Origin of the sequence: Hymenobacter jeollabukensis (assembly GCF_005771675.1) — a bacterium.
GTDB lineage: Bacteria > Bacteroidota > Bacteroidia > Cytophagales > Hymenobacteraceae > Solirubrum > Solirubrum jeollabukense.
In genome coordinates, this window is the sequence record NZ_VAJM01000002.1 from 257,933 (window position 1) to 273,880 (window position 15,948).

A 15,948-nucleotide genomic window follows, 5' to 3' on the forward strand; every position below is an offset into this window, starting at 1 on the left:
CGAACGTTCGGGCTGGGCGTAGTCGGAAAAAACGGGCTACCTTTGTAGCCGGTTTCGGAGCGGTGGCCAAAGGTACTGCGCAGGGGGAAGTCAGTAGTCTGCAAACCGGCCATGACTCCCTTTTGTGCGGAAAAACGTAGGTAACCGAGTCGATAACCGACGCGCCCCCCCAATCATCCCTACCCATTCCCACAAATCATTTTCCCCATGGTTGAGATTCAAGCCCTGCCCGAGACGAGCATTTTCGGTCAGATTGCTGACTATCAGCACGAACAGGTCGTGTTCTGCCACGACCACGAAACCGGTCTGAAGGCCATCATCGGCATTCACAACACCGTGCTCGGGCCCGCCCTCGGCGGCACGCGCATGTGGCACTACGCCTCGGAGGCCGAAGCCCTCAACGACGTGCTGCGCCTCTCACGCGGTATGACTTACAAGGCCGCCATTTCGGGCCTCAACCTGGGTGGCGGGAAAGCCGTCATCATCGGCGACGCCAAAACCATCAAGACCGAAGCCCTGCTGCGCAAGTTCGGGCGCTTCGTGCAGAATCTCAACGGCAAGTACATCACCGCCGAGGATGTAAACATGACTACCAAGGACATGGAGTACATCCGCATGGAAACCAAGCACGTAGCCGGCCTACCCGAATCGATGGGCGGCTCGGGCGACCCGTCGCCGGTAACGGCCTACGGCACCTACATGGGCATGAAGGCCGCCGCCAAGAAGGCGTTTGGCTCGGATAGCCTCGCCGGCAAGCGCATTGCCGTGCAGGGCGTGGGCCACGTGGGCACCTACCTGCTGGAGCACCTCACCAAGGAGGGCGCCCACATCGTGCTGACCGACTACTACAAGGAGCGCGCCGAGGAAGCCGGCGCTAAGTTCGGCGCTAAAGTGGTCGGCCTCGATGACATCTACGATCAGGACGTGGACATCTACTCGCCCTGCGCCCTGGGGGCCACCATCAACGACGACACCATCGACCGGCTGAAATGCCACGTGGTGGCCGGCTGCGCCAACAACCAGCTCAAGGATGAGAACGTGCACGGCCCGGCCCTGGTGGACCGCGGCATCCTGTACGCCCCGGATTTCCTCATCAACGCCGGCGGCCTGATCAACGTGTACTCCGAAGTCACGGGCAGCAACCGCCAGGGTGCCCTCACCCAGACCGAAAAAATCTACGACTACACTCTCCAGGTTCTGGAGAAAGCCGCCGCCGAAGGCTTGCACCCGCAAGCGGCTGCTATCCGCCAGGCTGAGCAGCGCATTGCCGCTATCGGCCGGGTGAAATCGACATACTAATTGAGTTGTCAGTTGTCGGTTGTCAGTTGTCAGTCAGCATCGTTGACGGGCACTGACAACTGACAACTTGCAACTGACAACCCCTACTCATGCTCAACCGCCGTACGCTTCGCATCAAAGTCATGCAGGCCCTTTACGCCTACGACCAGGCCGTGTCGTCTGACTACCTCTTGGCCCTGGACCGCATTGGCGAAGCTTTTCAGCCTGACCTCAACTCCATGATTCCCCAGGACCGTCGGCTGCTGCAAGGGCAGCAGAAGATGGCCGAAGTGGGCTTTAAGGAATGGCATAAGGCCGGCGGTACGCAGGCGCCCGAAGAGCTGGACAACAAGGAGGTAAACGATGCCGTGAAAGACGCCATCAATTACTACCAGAAGCAGGTGCAGAAGGAAACCACCTTCTACCTGGGCCAGATGCTGCAGGCTACCGAGAGCATCCACGACCAGTACCTGCACCTGCTCAACCTGCCCGCCGCCCTGCGCCTGGTGCTGGAAGAGGAGCGCAGCCGCGAAGCCCGCCGCTTCACGCCCAACAAAGACCAGGTGGCCGATACCACCAAGCTGGAGCAGAACCCGGTGGCGCTGAAAATCGAAGCCAACAAGCAGCTGCAGGAGCAAACCATCCGCCGCACCCTGCAGTGGGGTGGCGAAGACGAAATGGAAGCCCTGCGCAGCGCCTGGCGCAACGAAATGCGCAACGACCCGGAGCTGCTGAGCTACCTCGCGGCCCCGGCCGGTGACTACGCCGCCGAGCAGGAAATTCTCAAGCACATCTACAAAACCTACGTCTTCAAGGGCGAGGCCATTCCGGCGCTGCTCGAAGCCCAGGACCTGAACTGGGAGGAAAACCGCAGCATCGTCAAGAACCTGGTGGTGAAGACGCTGAAGATGCTGGAGGAAGGCACCGACGAAACCCTAGAACTGCTCAGTCTCTCGGCCAACTGGAAGGAAGACAAGGAGTTTGCCGAAACGCTCTACAAGCAGACCTTGGCCGACGACGCCAAGTCCGAGCAGCTCATCAGCGGCGCGGTGCAGAACTGGGACGTGGAGCGCGTGGCCCTGCTCGACAAGATTATCCTGAAGATGGCCCTGTGCGAGATGCAGCTGTTCCGCAGCATCCCGGTGAAGGTGACCATCAACGAGTACATCGAAATCAGCAAGCTCTACAGCACGCCCAAGAGCAAGCAGTTCGTCAACGGCATCCTCGACAAGCTGGCCCAGGACCTGCAGGCCAGCGGCGCCATCCGCAAGTCGGGCCGCGGCCTGCTGGACAACCAGTAGGCGGCTGGGCTGGCAGGGCGCTTATTAAAAGAACGTCATTCCGAGCGAAGCCGAGGAATCTCGCTGGATAGTAATCTTCTAGTTTGGGCTACTATCTGGCATCAGCACGCGAGATGTCTCGACAAGCTCGACATGACGTGCTGAAGGATCCGACCTGACGGGCTGATAAAGCTCAGGTGCAAAACCCCCGGCCCGCGGCTACCGTTGAGCGCGTAGGTTTATTACCTTGCCCGCGCATTCCATTCCTCCCTTTTCGCTCCGCCCCATGGCCAGCAAAACCACTACCGGCATCGTGTGCTTCACGACCGGCGCCCTCGCCGGGGCCGCCGTTGCCCTCCTGTTCGCCCCCGAAAAAGGCCGCGAAACGCGCAGCTGGCTGAGCTATCAGCTGGAGCGCACCCGCGAAATCCTGGCCGACCTGACGGAAAGCCTCGTGACCAGCCGCACCGACGAAGGTCCGTCCTCGGCCCGCGCCGAGGGCCAGCGCGTCATCCGCGACGCCAAGGACAAGGCCGAACAGCTGCTAGGCGACGTGGACCAGCTCATCAACCAGATCAACTCGCGTCGGACGACGCTGTAACTCGGAATGTGCTAATGACTAATGTGCTGATGTGCTAATGAAACTCCCCTTCATCATTAGCACATCGGCACATTAGTCATTAGCACATTCGCTTTTTGCCCATTCTCCTCGTCATGCATACCATCACCCTCATCCCCGGCGACGGCATCGGCCCCGAAATCACCCGCGCCGTGCAGGACATCTTCGCCGCCGCTCAAGTCCCCGTGCAGTGGGAAGAGCAGAACGCCGGCCAGACTACCTTCGATCAGTCGGGCGAGCTGCTGCCGCAAGCTTTGTTCGATTCGCTGGAAAAAAACCGCGTCGCGCTGAAAGGCCCCATCACCACCCCGGTGGGCAAGGGTTTCCGCTCCATCAACGTGTCGCTGCGCCAGAAGTACGACCTATACCAGAACCTGCGCCCGGCCAAAACCACCGAGGGCATCAGCTCGCGCTATTCGGGCATCGACATCGTGCTATTTCGCGAAAACACCGAGGGCCTGTACGCCGGTCTGGAGCTGTGGGATGAGCACCACGGCATCGGCGACTCCATTGCCCGCGTGTCGGTGGCCGGGGCCCGCAAGATCTGCCGCGCCGCCTTCGCCTATGCCGCCAAGCACGGCCGCAAGAAGGTAACGCTGGCGCACAAGGCCAACATCCTGAAGGTGCCGGGCAAGATTATGCTCGACGCTGCCGCCGAAGCCGCCCGCGAGTTTCCGCAGATTCAGTACGAGGACAAGATCATCGACAACATGTGCATGCAGCTGGTTACCAAGCCGGAGCAGTTCGACGTGATTGTGACGACCAACCTGTTCGGCGACATCCTCTCCGACCTGTGCGCGGGCCTGGTCGGTGGCCTCGGGGTGGTATCGGGCGCCAACATCGGCGACGACATGGCCATCTTCGAAGCCGTGCACGGCTCGGCCCCGGACATTGCCGGCAAGGGCATTGCCAACCCCACGGCCCTGCTGCGCTCGGCCCTGCTGATGCTGGAGCACCTGGGCGAGAAGGAAGCGGCCACGCGCATCGAAAACGCGCTGAACGAGACGCTGCGCCACAAGGAGCAGTGCACCGGCGACCTGGGCGGCGCGGCCTCCACCCAGCAGTTTGCCCAGAACGTGATTAACAACCTGAAGTAATTCGGGCGGATAATCCCAGAACGTCATTCCGAGCGCAGTCGAGGAATCTCGCGTGCTGACGCCAGGTAGTAAAATTCTCGCCAACGGGAAAAATACTATCAAACATCAGCACGCGAGATTCCTCGACTGCGCTCGGAATGACGTTCTGTTTTGTCGTTCTAGCCAAGAGCGTTTGCACTACTGCCTATTGCCGTATCTTTGGCCTGAACGTCTGCGGCGTCGCCCTGACCCGCGGCGCCGTTTTCACTTAGCCCATTCCATGAAACGCACTTTGTTCTCCGCCCTGCTGGCCGCCGGCCTGCTCACCATGGGCGCCTGCAACCAGCAGAAAACCGAAGTCGGCGAGGCCGGCATGAACCAGGCCGCTACCCAGGCCGCCGACGCGGCCAACCCCACCGTGGACAACCCCAACGTGGCCGCCGAAACCGCCGCCCCGAACCCCGACGCACCGGTGCTGACCTTCGCCGAATCGGAGTTTGACTTCGGCTCGATTCAGCAGGGCGAGGTGGTGAAGCACACCTTCGAATTCACCAATACCGGCAAGACGCCGCTGCTCATCGACAACGCCCAGGCTTCCTGCGGCTGCACCGTGCCGCAGTGGCCCAAAGAGCCCGTAGCTCCCGGCGCCAAAGGCAAAATCGACGTGCAGTTTGACTCGCACGGCAAGGCGGGCGTGCAGAACAAGACCGTGACCGTAACGGCCAACACCCAGCCCAGCACCACGGTGGTGACCATCAAAGGCACCGTCCTCGACGGCGCGGCCGGCCCGGTTCGCCAGTAATTTCGGTTTGTGAGGGTGTGAGTTTAAGAGGGTACGAGTTAGGTCTCGTATCAACTCTTAAACTCACACCCTTTTTAACTCCTACCCTGAACACATGCTTCTTTCTCTTCTTCTGCAAGTCCCGTCGGGCTCGAACAGCCCTCTGCAGTACGCGTTTCCGCTGCTGCTGCTGGGCGTCTTTTACTTCTTCATGATCCGGCCGCAGCAGAAGCGCTCGGCTGAGGCCAAAAAGCTGCGCGAGGGCCTGAGCAAAGGCAGCCAAGTGGTGACCATTGGCGGGCTGCACGGCCGGGTAGTGGAGCTGAGCGAGGACAAAGTGACGCTGGAAGTCGACAAGGGCACCCGCCTGACCTTCGACCGCACGGCCATTGCCCGGCAGCTCGGCGGGGTCAAGACGGGCGAGACGGCCGCCTAAGTGCTTATATTGGTGCTTTCTCCCCACTAGAAAGCCATGCCCCTGCAAGCCGCCCGTTCTCTGGCCCAATGGTTTATCCGGCCGCTGTCGGAGCCGGAGCGCAGCTTTTGGCGGGTGGTGACGGCGTGCTTTCTGGCGGCCGTGATACTGTGGCTGCTCAACGCGCTCAACAAAACCTACACCACCCGCATCGGCTACCCGCTGCAATGGCACTACGACGAGGCGCGCTTCATCCCGGTGCGGCCGCTGCCCACGCTGGTGGAAGTGCAGGTGACGGGCCGCGGCTGGAAGCTGCTGCGCAACACCCTGGGCCTAGACATCCGGCCCGCCGAGGTAATCGTGCGGCGGCCCCTGGGGAGCGGGGCCATTGCCGGCAGCACCCTGCGCCCCGGCCTGGTGGGGGCCATGGAAAGCCTGCAGCTCAACGCGGTGCTCACCGACACGGTTTATTTCGAGTTCGACCAGCTGGTGACGCGGCAGCTGCCGCTGCGCCTGAGCCCGGCCGCCAACGGGGCGGCCCTGCCCTACGCGGCGCGCTTCGAGCCGGCGGTGGTGACTTTCCGGGGGCCGGCCACTACGCTCAATGCCCTGCCGAACTACTACCAGGTGCACCTGCCCAAGGCCCCGGCCGGCCGCTCCGACGGCACCATCATCGTGCCCATAGGCGGGCCGGCGCTGGTGGAAACCGACGTGCAGCAGGTGCAGGTGAAGCTGCAGCCGCGGGCCGTGCGCACCCGCAAGCTGCTGGTGACGCCCACCCTGCACAACGTTCCGGCCGATACCGCCCTGCGCCTGCAGCCCGCGCAGGTGGCCGTGACGGTGGAGTATTTCCCCGAAGACTCGGCCCGGCTCAGCCTGGAGCAGGTGCAGGTGTTTGCCGATTACCGGCAGCTGCGCCACCAGGATTCCACCGTGCAGCTGCTGTTTCGGCCGCTGCCCTACACCGTGCGCGGAGCCCGCATCGGCGGCGCTTCCACGGCCAAGGTGCTGCCGGCCCCGGCCCGTGACGCCGACTAAGCGCCTGCGCCCGGCCGGGCTATCGATTACTATTCACTGACGGCCTCAGCCTATGTTGAAGATTGGCATTACCGGTGGCATCGGCTCGGGCAAGACGGTGGTCTGCCGCCTGTTCGCCCTGCTCGGCGTGCCGGTGTACGACGCCGACACCCGCGCCAAGTGGGTGATGAACCACGACCCGGTGCTGCGCGCCAGTCTGGAAGAAGCCTTCGGCCCTGACACCTACAATGAGGCCGGGCTGAACCGCGCTTTCCTGGCTCAGCTGGCCTTCAACAACCCCGAGCAGCTGGCCCGGCTCAACGCCCTGGTGCACCCGCGCGTGGGCCACGACTTCGCCGCCTGGGCCACGGCGCAGCAGCATGCCGGCCACGCCTACGTGCTCAAGGAAGCCGCCCTGCTCTACGAATCGGGCTCCTGGCAGCAGCTCGACCGCATTATCACGGTGTACGCCCCGCAGCCCATTCGCGAGCAGCGCGTACTCCACCGCGACCCGCACCGCACCGCGCAGGACGTGCTCAACATCATCGGCAAGCAGCTCAGCGAGGAGGAAAAGCTGCGCCGGGCCGACTTCGTGGTGCGCAACGACGACGCCGAGCCGGTGCTACCGCAGGTGCTAGCGCTGCACGCGCAGCTGCTGGCCCTGGCCGCTACCGCCGCGTCCGCCGAAACACCGACAGCGCCTTCAGCCCGTTGACGCGCAGCTGGTACACCTCCTGGCCCATCGAGTCGGCGTAGGATTCGGGGTGCCAGCGGTAGTTGCTGATGAAGTAGTCGGCCTCGTTTTGCGGGGCGACGCGCACCAGGCGCTGCCGCTCGGCCGGATCAAGTACCTGCATGTTGTTGTACACCGGCTCGGGACGGTAGGAGTGCACGGTAATCTGCGCGGCCGGGTCGTGGTCCAGAATCCACTGCAGGCCCTGCCGGTACGTCAGCCCCCAGTAGTCCCGCTCGTAGCCGGCTTCGAGGGTAGCCGGTGACAACAAACTGAAATACAGCTGCTGATTGGGATGGTCGCGTACGAGGCGCCACAGCGGCTCCAGGGCCCCGGCGGCCAGCAGCGCGGCTACGCCGGCCGCCAGGGGGCGCCAGCGGGGGCGCTGCCACTGCCGCCGCGCGCGTAGCAGCGCCTGCAGGCCGTGCAGCCCCACCAGCACGAAGGCGGGGTATATGAAATACAGGTGACGCCAGCCGTCGTAGAGCACCGAGTTGAACGCAATTACGGCCACCAGCGGCCCGAGCAGCCAGGCGCCGGTCAGCACGTCGAGGGTGCCGGCGTAGGTACGCAGCACCCGCAGCGGGCGGCGGCCGTAGCGCAGCAGCCACGCCACCGCGCCCAAAACGAAGGCGGCGGTGTAGGCCAGCGGCGTGGTGATGAGCAGCCACCACGGCACGTAGTGCCAGGGCAGATCCAGCGCCGATACCCAGCCGCCGCCGTAAAGCACGGTGGAGGCGCCGCGCGAAAACTGCCGGAAGTTGCTGAAGGCCTGCATGAAATGCGACCATGGCTGTTCCCACAGGTACGGCCAGCATAGCACGGTGGCGGCCGCACTCAGCAGCAGCCAGAGCGCGGCGGCGGGCAGCAGGCTCCGACTTCCGGCGCCACGGTGCTGCCAAAGCCACAGCGCCAGGCCCAGCAGGGTGAGCGGCACGAGCAGCACGCCGTTGACGCGCAGGGCAATGGCCGCGCCCGTCGCCACGCCGTGCCAGAGGCCGCGCCCGGCCGTGGGGCGGCGCAGCAGGCGGGCCAGGGTGAACATGGCTACGGTGAAAAAGGCCAGAAACAGTCCGTCCTTAGCGTTGTAAAACGCATCGGCGAAGAGCCTCGGCGTGCAGTAAAGCACGGCCGTGCCCAGCAAGGCCAGCCGCCAGTCGCGGAAGCGCAGGCGGGCCAGGCCGTAGAAGGCGAGCAGGCCGCCGGTGTAGAGCAGGTAGATGAGCAGGTGGCGCGTCCAGTATACCTGCTGCGGCTCTTCCAAGCGCAACAGCTTCTGCAGCAGGATGGAAGGTAGCTCGAACACCACGCCGTGGTCCTGGTCGGGGTAGGTGGCCAGGTCCGGAATCAGCGCGTAGTTGTCCTGGCGCCGGGCCACGGCGGGGGCCAGCTTCTCGGCCACGTACTTGGCATTGACCATGCCGTTGAGCCGGTCCACCGGCTCGTCCCACGACACGCCGTAGTCGCGGTGCAGCAGCAGGCCCAGCAGCAGCACCGCCCCAAAAAACGCCGGCACCAGCCAGCGGCCGGAGCGGAAAGCGGAAAGCAGCGGGGCAGGGGCGGCGGGCATCAGGAGACGAAACGGCGGACGCGCAAAGGTAGCGGCCGGCGCGGCAGCACGCTTTGGCGCCCAGCCGATACCTTCGCGCTCATGGTACGTCGTCGGCCTTTGTGGTTCTGGTTGCTGGCCCTGGGGCTGGTGGTGCTGCGGCTGGCGCTGCTCTGGCACAACAACCCCGGCCTGGAGTGGAACTGGGACGAAGTGCGCAACGCCCGCATTGCCGAGCACTGGCTGCAGGGCCGCGGCTACGTCAGCTACGACGCTCTGCGCCAGCAGCTCCGGCCCGATGCCTTCCACGCCAGCTTTCCGGTGTGGGTGTACGCCGCCTGGTTCAAGCTCGGCCTGCCCCGGCACTACTTCACGGCGGCGGTGTACCTGCTCACGGCCCTGGGCGGCATAGTCACGTTCCGCTACGCCCAACAGATTCTGCGCTGGTACCGCCTGCCGCCGCCCGCGGCTTGGTTCGGCGGGCTGCTGCTGACGCTGTACCCCTCGGTGCTCTGGTACATCGGGGCGTGGTTCTGGTACGAGAACCTCTGCCTGCCCGCGCTGGTGTGGGTCACGTATCAGCTGCTGCGCCTGCTTGAAGGCCGGCCGCTGCCGCTGCCCAAGGCGCTGCTACTGGCGGCGGTAGTCACCGCGTCCTGCCTGCTGCGTGGCTACCTGCTGGCCGTGTACGGCGGACTGTTCGCCCTGCTGCTCTGGTACGCCTACCGCCGGGGCCGGGAATATCTGCGGCAGGTATGGCGCCCGGCCCTGCTCACGCTGGCCCTGACGCTGCTGCTGTATTTGCCCATTTTTGTCAAAAGCCACCGCCTGTTCGGTGCTTACATCCTGAGCACCCAGCCCGGCTTCGAGCTGCTGCAGGGCCACAACCCCGTCACGCAGGGCCGCTTCATGTTCGACTGGGACGAGCCCGGCCGGCCGTTCGCGCGCTGGGTACGCCAGCAGATTCCGCAGCTGCCGCGACTGGACCAGTACCAGGAAAGCCAGGCCCGGGCCCACTTGGCGCGAGAGTGGATCAGCCAGCACCCCGCCGCCGAGTTGCGCCTGCTGGGCCGCAAACTGCTGGTGTTCTTCAGCCCCGAAAACTTCGTGGCCGACGACTTCCGCACCCGCTACCACCCGCTGACGGCAGCGGTACACCTGGCCTTTCTGCTGAGCCTGCTGGCCACCGCCCTGCGCTGGCGCGGCCTGCGCTTCCAGCGGCCCGATGCCCTGCTGCTGCTGCCGGTGGCGGTGGTATTGCTGCTGAGCCTGGTGTTTTTCGTGGGCTACCGCTGGCGCCTGTTCGCCGAGCCGGCCTTCGTATTGTTTCCATTGATTACCTGGTGGCGGTTGCGCACCCGGCAAGACCACTGATAAACTGTGACCAACGCAAAACAGCCACTCAGTCGCAGGACTAAGTGGCTGTCGTTTGATGGTGGGAAGTAAAGGATTCGAACCTTCGACCTCTTGCGTGTGAAGCAAGCGCTCTAAACCAACTGAGCTAACCTCCCGGAAACTGCTAATAGAAAAACCACTTAGTTAGGTGCACTAAGTGGCTGTCTTTCAGTGTGGGGGATGACGGGTTCGAACCGCCGACCCTCTGCTTGTAAGGCAGATGCTCTGAACCAGCTGAGCTAATCCCCCGGCTACATCCGGGGTGGTAGCCCCGTTTGTGGATGCAAATATGGCAGGTGTTTTTGGAAAGAGCAACACCGCTCGGGCAATTTCGGCCGGGCTGCAGCCTGTGTTACGGCAACGTTTTCAGAATCAGGAATAAAAAAATAGATCCAGAGAGTAAAAAAGCTGAGCCGTCAGGCCAAACGGGGAAATCGGCATAAGCCCGAGCAGCAGCCGGGAACTGCGGCAACCGTTAGGACTTGCCCCGGGCAGCCGCTTATCAACATTTAGTGGCCGGGCTGCGTTAAGGGCAGCACTGCCGCTACTTGCTCTTTCCCTCTCATCCTTTTCCAAACGCCTACCCGCCATGCAGCCCGAAGAAGTATTCAGCCAGTATGCTGAGCCCGAAAAGACGGCCTACCTCAGCGTCATTGCCAGCCTCGCCACCGCCGACCGCCAAGCCTCGCAGCAGGAAGGCGAGTTTTTGAGCCAGATGGCGCAGGTGATGGGCCTTTCGCCGCAGAGTACCCAGCAGGTGCTGCAGGCCGCGCAGGACTCCACCAACGACACGATCAAGGCCAACCTCGACCAGCTGCGCGGCAGCAACCTGCGCTACTCGCTGGTGACGGACCTCGTCAGCTTCGCCCGCGCCGATGGCTCCTATGCCAACGATGAGGAGGCCATGGTCAATAAAATTTCGCAGTACCTGGGCGTGAACGAGCAGCAGGTGCAGACCATCGAAAACGTGGTGCACCAGACCCAGCAGGCCCAGGTGCAGCAGCCCGAACAGGCGCCGCAGGGCCTCATGGATTCGCTCGGCGACAAGCTGCGCTCGGTGGGCATTCCGCCCCAGGCGGCCCTGGGCGGCCTGATTGCGGTGGCCGCGCCCATGGTTCTGTCGCGCGTGATGGGCGGCAACCGTGGAAGCGGGGGCCTCGGCGGCATGATGGGCGGCGGCGGTGGCTTGGGTAGCGTGCTCGGCGGCGGTGGCTCGTCCGGGATGGGCGGCCTCGGTGGACTGCTGGGCGGCGTACTCAGCAGCGGTGTGCTGGGCAGCATGATGGGCGGCGGGGGCGGCAGCACCTACGGCCAGCAACCCGCCGGCTACGGCGTGCCCGGTGGCGGCCTCGGCGGCCTGATGAGCGTGCTCGGCGGCCTCGGCGGCAACTCGCAGATGGGCCCGCGCAGCACCGGCGGCGGCGGCCTCGGCGGCCTGATGAATGGCGGCCTGGGTGGCCTGCTCGGCGGCCTGCTGGGCGGGCGCTGATAACCTGCTCCAGCCAAATATTACGCAACCGGCCGGCTTCCCGCGTGGGGAGCCGGCCGGTTTGTTGTTACCGCCGAGTTGTGCATCTTGCCGCATTCCTTTTTGCTGCATTCTGCATGAAAATACCGCTACTGTTTCTGTTACTGACCGCTTCGCTCAGCACCGCCGCCCAAACGCGCCGTGCGATAGAAACCAGCCCCGCGCTCAAGGCCGTTACGCTATACCTGAACCGCTCCGAGCTGGAGCACCAGGGCAGCCTCACGCTACCGGCGGGTACCAGCCGCGTGGCCGTGCTTGGGGTGGCGAGCGGGTACGAAAACGAATCCATCGAAGTGCGCCTCGGCGAAGGGGCTGAGCTGCTGTCGGTAGGGGCGGACGACGACGAGGAAGACGATGCTACCCCGCGCCCAGTGCCGGCCCCGACGCCCGCCAACCGCGCCGCGGCTGACAGCTTAAACCGCACCAACGAAGAACTGGTGCAGCTGGAAGCAGAATTGAAGGGGCTGGAGGAAGAAAAGGCCCTGCTGCTGGCCAACCGCGTGTTGCCAGCCGGCACGCAGGCCAATTGGAGCACGGAGCTGGCAAAAGGCGCTACGCTGCTACGGACGCGGCTAGTGGCCATTCAGCTGGAAAACAACCGCTTGCTAGCTCGCCAGAGCCGGCTGAAGAGCCTAACTACGGCCCTGGAGCGGCGCGCCAAAGTGGCGGCGGCCGGCGACGACAAAGCCCTGTTGCTGCTCGTGCGCACGGCCCGCGCCGGCACGTTCCCGCTCACGCTGCGCTACGCCCTCACGAGCCGCTCTGCCTGGCGCCCGACGCTGGAAATTCGCGCCAACGAAACCGGGCGCGAGGTGCAGTTTATTTCCAGTGGCCAAGTGCGCAACCGCACAGGCATTGCCTGGCCGCGCGTGAAGCTGACGCTCATCAACCAGTACATGGAAATGGACGTGACCAAGCCCGAAATGGAGCCTTGGACCTTGGACACCGACGGCGACGACGACCACGGCGGCGAGGGCCGCATCGACGCATTTGTGGTGAAAGGCTCGTCGGCCGGGCGGCCCGTGGATGTAGCCCAGAGCACGCGCTACGAGGTACCGGAACCCATTACGCTGGCTTCCTACGCCAACCGCATCATCACCATGCCGGCCCTGACGCTGTCCGGGCGCCCCGAATACCTGGCCCTGCCCAAAATGTCGGAGAAGGTATTTCTGCAAACCAAGGTATCGGGCTGGGAAGGACTGCAATTGCCCGAACGGGCCAAAGTGTATTACCGGGGCGCCTACGTGGGCGACACCGACCTCGAAGACCGTGCCTACAACGACTCGCTGGAAACCTCGCTGGGCTACGATGACCGCATTATCATCGGGCGCACCAAGCTGGAAGACTTCAGCCGTAACGTGGGCAGCCAGAAGCGCCGCGTGCGCCTGACCTACGAGCTGAACGTGCGCAACCTGCACCCGGAGGCCGTGCGCATCAAAATCCAGGATCAGGTGCCGGTGTCCAGCGAAAAGGAAATCCAGGTGAAGATCTTGGAAGCCAGCGGGGCGCAGGTGGAAGAGCGGATCGGCCGGCTGACCTGGTACCTCAACATGGCGCCCAACACCAGCCAACGCCTGCGCTTCAGCTTCGAGGTGGAATTTCCGAAGGACAAGGAGGTGAACATCATCAACCACCGCGTCCGCATCAAGTCGCCCAAATTCCGCTAACCCACGGCCTTACAGCACCGAGCCGCTGGGCGCCGTGCCCGAGCTGATGCCCGGGTCGGCCAGCATGCGCACCACGGTGGTATTGGTGGCGAAGGAGCCGTTGTGCGCCTCCACGATTTCGAGGATGCGGTAGTTGACTTCCTCCTTGATGTCGAGGTATTCGTCGTAGGTAGCCACCTGCACGAAGTACTGCACCGTCAGGTCGCGGCCGGTTTGGGTGAGGCCGGTGAGCTTGGTCTGCACCTCCTCGGGGATGACCCGGTCGTGGCGGCGCAGGTAATCGTGCAGCTCGGTGGCAATAGCCAGCAGCTGCTCGCGGGTGGTGTCGTGGCTGAAGTTCAGGGTGAAGCTCACGCGCCGGGCCGTGCGCAGGGAGAGGTTGTCCAAGGGCTTGTCAATCATCGACTTGTTGGGCACCGTCACGTAGCTTTTCTCGGCCGTGCGCAGGCGGGTGCTTCGGAAGCCCACCTTTTCCACCGTGCCCGTGATGCCGCCCACCGTCACCAAGTCGCCCACCTGAAAGGGCCGGTCGAGGAAGATGGTGAACGAAGCTATGAGGTTTTCCAGGCTTTCCTTGGCCGCGAAGGCCACGGCCAGACCACCGATACCCAGGCCGCCGATGAGCGCCGTCACGTTGACCCCGAACACCTGGGCCAGCATCACCAGGAAGGCCATGATCAGGATGATGACCTTAATGAAATCCTTGGCGAAGGGGATGAACTGCGCGTCGAGGCGGGTGTTGGCGGCCGTCAGCAGCTCGGCCCGGCGGCGGTACACCAGCTCGGCAAAGTCGATGAGGCGAAGCAGCACCCAGGCCAGGGCCGAAATCACGCCGGTCTGGTACACGGCAAAGGCCAGCTTCTTGGGCCAGGGCGTGGAGCGGGCCAGGTCGTCGGTGACGGACGTGGGGTAATCCAGCACGTTGAAGGCCAGGAACAGCGTGAACAGGAACAGCAGCACCGACAGCGGCTGAATCAGCAAGTCGTTCAGCTCCTGCTCCGTCACGCCCGCCGTGTAGCGCTTGATGACGCGGTAGAAGACCTTGGAGACGATGCGCGAGAGCAGCCGCCGCAGCCCAAAGCCCAGCAGCAGAATGATGCCGCTGACCATGTACTGCCCCAACGTGTTGCCGAAGAAGTGCTGATTAAGAACCTGTTGGATCTTCATAGGAGTAAAGGCTCAAGCGTTACTACAGAACGTCATGCCGAGCGCAGCCGAGGCATCTCGCGTGCTGACGCCCGAGAGTAAAATCATCGTTGAACGAGAAAATTACTATCCGACATCAGCACGCGAGATGCCTCGGCTGCGCTCGGCATGAGGTTTTAGTTGCTTTGCTCTGGGTTCGTCGGGTTACACCAGCTGCCGCAGGGCCAGCTCGAAGGAGGTGCGGGCCAGGTGCAGCTCGCGGCCTTGAGCGTGGGCGCGCTCCAGGGCCCGCAGAATGGTGCGCGAGATGTCGCCGAAGATGGCCTGGTCGGTGATTTCGGCGTTGGTTTCCATCAGGTAGGCGAAAACGCGCGCCATGCCGCAGTTGGCAATGAAGTCGGGGACCACGGCCACGTGCGCGTCGGCGTACTCGCCGGTGGGGCCGAAGAAGATTTCCGGGTCGGCGAAGGGCACGTTGGCCCCGCAGCTGATGACTTCCAGCCCGCCGGCCAGCAGCTGCTCCACCTGGGCGCGCGTAACCAGGCGCGAAGCCGCCGCCGGCACGAAGATTTCGGCGCCCGAGGTCCAGATCTGCTCGTTCACCTGCTCGAACGAGAGCATATTGTCGGCCGTCAGCGCGTTGCCCTGGCGCTGCAGCAGCAGGTCCTTGATTTCCTCGAACGAGAATCCCTCCGGCTTCAGCAGCCCACCGGCCCGGTCGATGATGCCGGTGACGATGGCGCCCTGCTGGGCCAGGTAGTAAGCGGCGGCGGCGCCCACGTTGCCCCAGCCCTGGATGATGGCGCGCTTGCCCCGCACGTCCTGGTCTTTCCAGAGGCGGTAGTAGTGGCGCACGCCCTCGGCCACGCCGTAGCCAGTGATGAGGTCGGCCACGGTGTAGCGGCGGGCGCGGTCGGGGGTGTACTGCTCGTCCTCGACCACCTTAATCACGCCCTGGCGCAACTGCCCCACTTTCTGAATCTTCTGCGGCTCGCTGGCGCGGTAGTGCCCCGTCACGATGCCTTCCTGCGGGTGCCACAAGCCGTAATCCTCCGTAATCGGAATGACCTCATGAATTTCGTCCACGTTCAGGTCGCCGCCGGTGCCATAGTAGTTCTTGAGCAGCGGAATCACGGCGCGGTACCAGCGCTCCAGCACGCCGCGCTTGCGCGGGTCCTGCGGGTCGAAGTTGATGCCCGACTTGGCCCCGCCGATGGCCGGCCCCGACACGGTGAACTTCACCTCCATGGTCTTGGCCAGGCTTTCCACCTCGCGCTTGTCGAGGCCCTTGCGCATGCGGGTGCCGCCGCCGGCCGCCCCGCCCCGCAGGGAGTTGATGACCACCCAGCCTTCGGCCTCGGTTTCAGAGTCTTTCCACTCAAAGACGATTTCGGGACGCTTGTTTTCGAAGGTGGCCAGCAGGTCGCGCATGGAGGCAGGGAAAAGGGGGAGAGAAATGGGTGG

14 protein-coding genes and 2 tRNA genes are annotated in these 15,948 nt (G+C 64.0%); 11 read left to right on the forward strand and 5 right to left on the reverse strand.

The window, feature by feature from the left end:
- Positions 1–207 precede the first annotated feature (207 nt).
- From FDY95_RS05205 to coaE, 8 genes are all read left to right on the forward strand, one after another.
- Entirely contained in the window at positions 208–1,299 is a 1,092-nt protein-coding gene (locus FDY95_RS05205; RefSeq protein ID WP_138075665.1) for a Glu/Leu/Phe/Val dehydrogenase dimerization domain-containing protein, read from the forward strand.
- An 89-nt stretch (positions 1,300–1,388) separates the two neighbouring features.
- The gene (gene nusB, locus FDY95_RS05210) at positions 1,389–2,579 is read left to right on the forward strand and encodes a transcription antitermination factor NusB (RefSeq protein WP_138075666.1); all 1,191 of its coding nucleotides are present in this window, start codon (positions 1,389–1,391) and stop codon (positions 2,577–2,579) included.
- Between the two features lie 265 nt (positions 2,580–2,844).
- Complete coding sequence (locus tag FDY95_RS05215) at positions 2,845–3,159, forward strand: YtxH domain-containing protein (protein ID WP_138075667.1); 315 nt, start codon at positions 2,845–2,847, stop codon at positions 3,157–3,159.
- A gap of 113 nt (positions 3,160–3,272) precedes the next feature.
- The gene (locus FDY95_RS05220) at positions 3,273–4,274 is read left to right on the forward strand and encodes an isocitrate/isopropylmalate dehydrogenase family protein (RefSeq protein WP_138075668.1); all 1,002 of its coding nucleotides are present in this window, start codon (positions 3,273–3,275) and stop codon (positions 4,272–4,274) included.
- Positions 4,275–4,533: 259 nt separating this feature from the next.
- Positions 4,534–5,055, forward strand: a complete 522-nt coding sequence (locus FDY95_RS05225; protein ID WP_138075669.1) for a DUF1573 domain-containing protein — start codon at positions 4,534–4,536, stop codon at positions 5,053–5,055.
- Positions 5,056–5,149: 94 nt separating this feature from the next.
- A complete protein-coding gene (gene yajC, locus FDY95_RS05230) occupies positions 5,150–5,470 on the forward strand; it encodes a preprotein translocase subunit YajC (protein WP_138075670.1) in 321 nt (106 codons plus the stop codon).
- A gap of 36 nt (positions 5,471–5,506) precedes the next feature.
- Positions 5,507–6,487 (forward strand): YbbR-like domain-containing protein, encoded by a 981-nt coding sequence (locus FDY95_RS05235; protein WP_138075671.1) that lies wholly within the window; start codon positions 5,507–5,509, stop codon positions 6,485–6,487.
- A 52-nt stretch (positions 6,488–6,539) separates the two neighbouring features.
- On the forward strand, positions 6,540–7,181 hold the full coding sequence (gene coaE / locus FDY95_RS05240) for a dephospho-CoA kinase (protein ID WP_138075672.1): 642 nt from the start codon (positions 6,540–6,542) through the stop codon (positions 7,179–7,181).
- On the opposite strand, the gene FDY95_RS05245 is transcribed toward coaE, so the two are convergent.
- A complete protein-coding gene (locus tag FDY95_RS05245; protein ID WP_138075673.1) occupies positions 7,135–8,769 on the reverse strand; it encodes a hypothetical protein in 1,635 nt (544 codons plus the stop codon). The genes coaE and FDY95_RS05245 overlap by 47 nt on opposite strands.
- Before the next feature lie 81 nt (positions 8,770–8,850).
- Between FDY95_RS05245 and FDY95_RS05250 the strand changes: the two genes are divergently transcribed.
- Positions 8,851–10,122: a hypothetical protein gene (locus tag FDY95_RS05250; protein ID WP_138075674.1), complete on the forward strand. Its 1,272-nt coding sequence runs from the start codon at positions 8,851–8,853 to the stop codon at positions 10,120–10,122.
- 59 nt (positions 10,123–10,181) lie between these two features.
- Here the strand turns inward: FDY95_RS05250 and FDY95_RS05255 are convergent.
- Both FDY95_RS05255 and FDY95_RS05260 read right to left on the reverse strand, forming a co-directional pair.
- Positions 10,182–10,259: transfer RNA gene (locus FDY95_RS05255), tRNA-Val, on the reverse strand.
- A 58-nt stretch (positions 10,260–10,317) separates the two neighbouring features.
- Positions 10,318–10,392, reverse strand: a tRNA-Val gene (locus FDY95_RS05260).
- Between the two features lie 340 nt (positions 10,393–10,732).
- On the opposite strand from FDY95_RS05260, the gene FDY95_RS26900 reads away from it, so the two are divergent.
- A complete protein-coding gene (locus tag FDY95_RS26900; RefSeq protein WP_138075675.1) occupies positions 10,733–11,632 on the forward strand; it encodes a TerB family tellurite resistance protein in 900 nt (299 codons plus the stop codon).
- 116 nt (positions 11,633–11,748) lie between these two features.
- A complete protein-coding gene (locus FDY95_RS05270) occupies positions 11,749–13,338 on the forward strand; it encodes a DUF4139 domain-containing protein (protein ID WP_138075676.1) in 1,590 nt (529 codons plus the stop codon).
- A 9-nt stretch (positions 13,339–13,347) separates the two neighbouring features.
- Here the strand turns inward: FDY95_RS05270 and FDY95_RS05275 are convergent, their stop codons facing one another.
- Entirely contained in the window at positions 13,348–14,505 is a 1,158-nt protein-coding gene (locus FDY95_RS05275) for a mechanosensitive ion channel family protein (protein ID WP_138075677.1), read from the reverse strand.
- 183 nt (positions 14,506–14,688) lie between these two features.
- On the reverse strand, positions 14,689–15,915 hold the full coding sequence (locus tag FDY95_RS05280; protein WP_138075678.1) for a Glu/Leu/Phe/Val dehydrogenase dimerization domain-containing protein: 1,227 nt from the start codon (positions 15,913–15,915) through the stop codon (positions 14,689–14,691).
- Between the last annotated feature and the right edge of the window lie 33 nt (positions 15,916–15,948).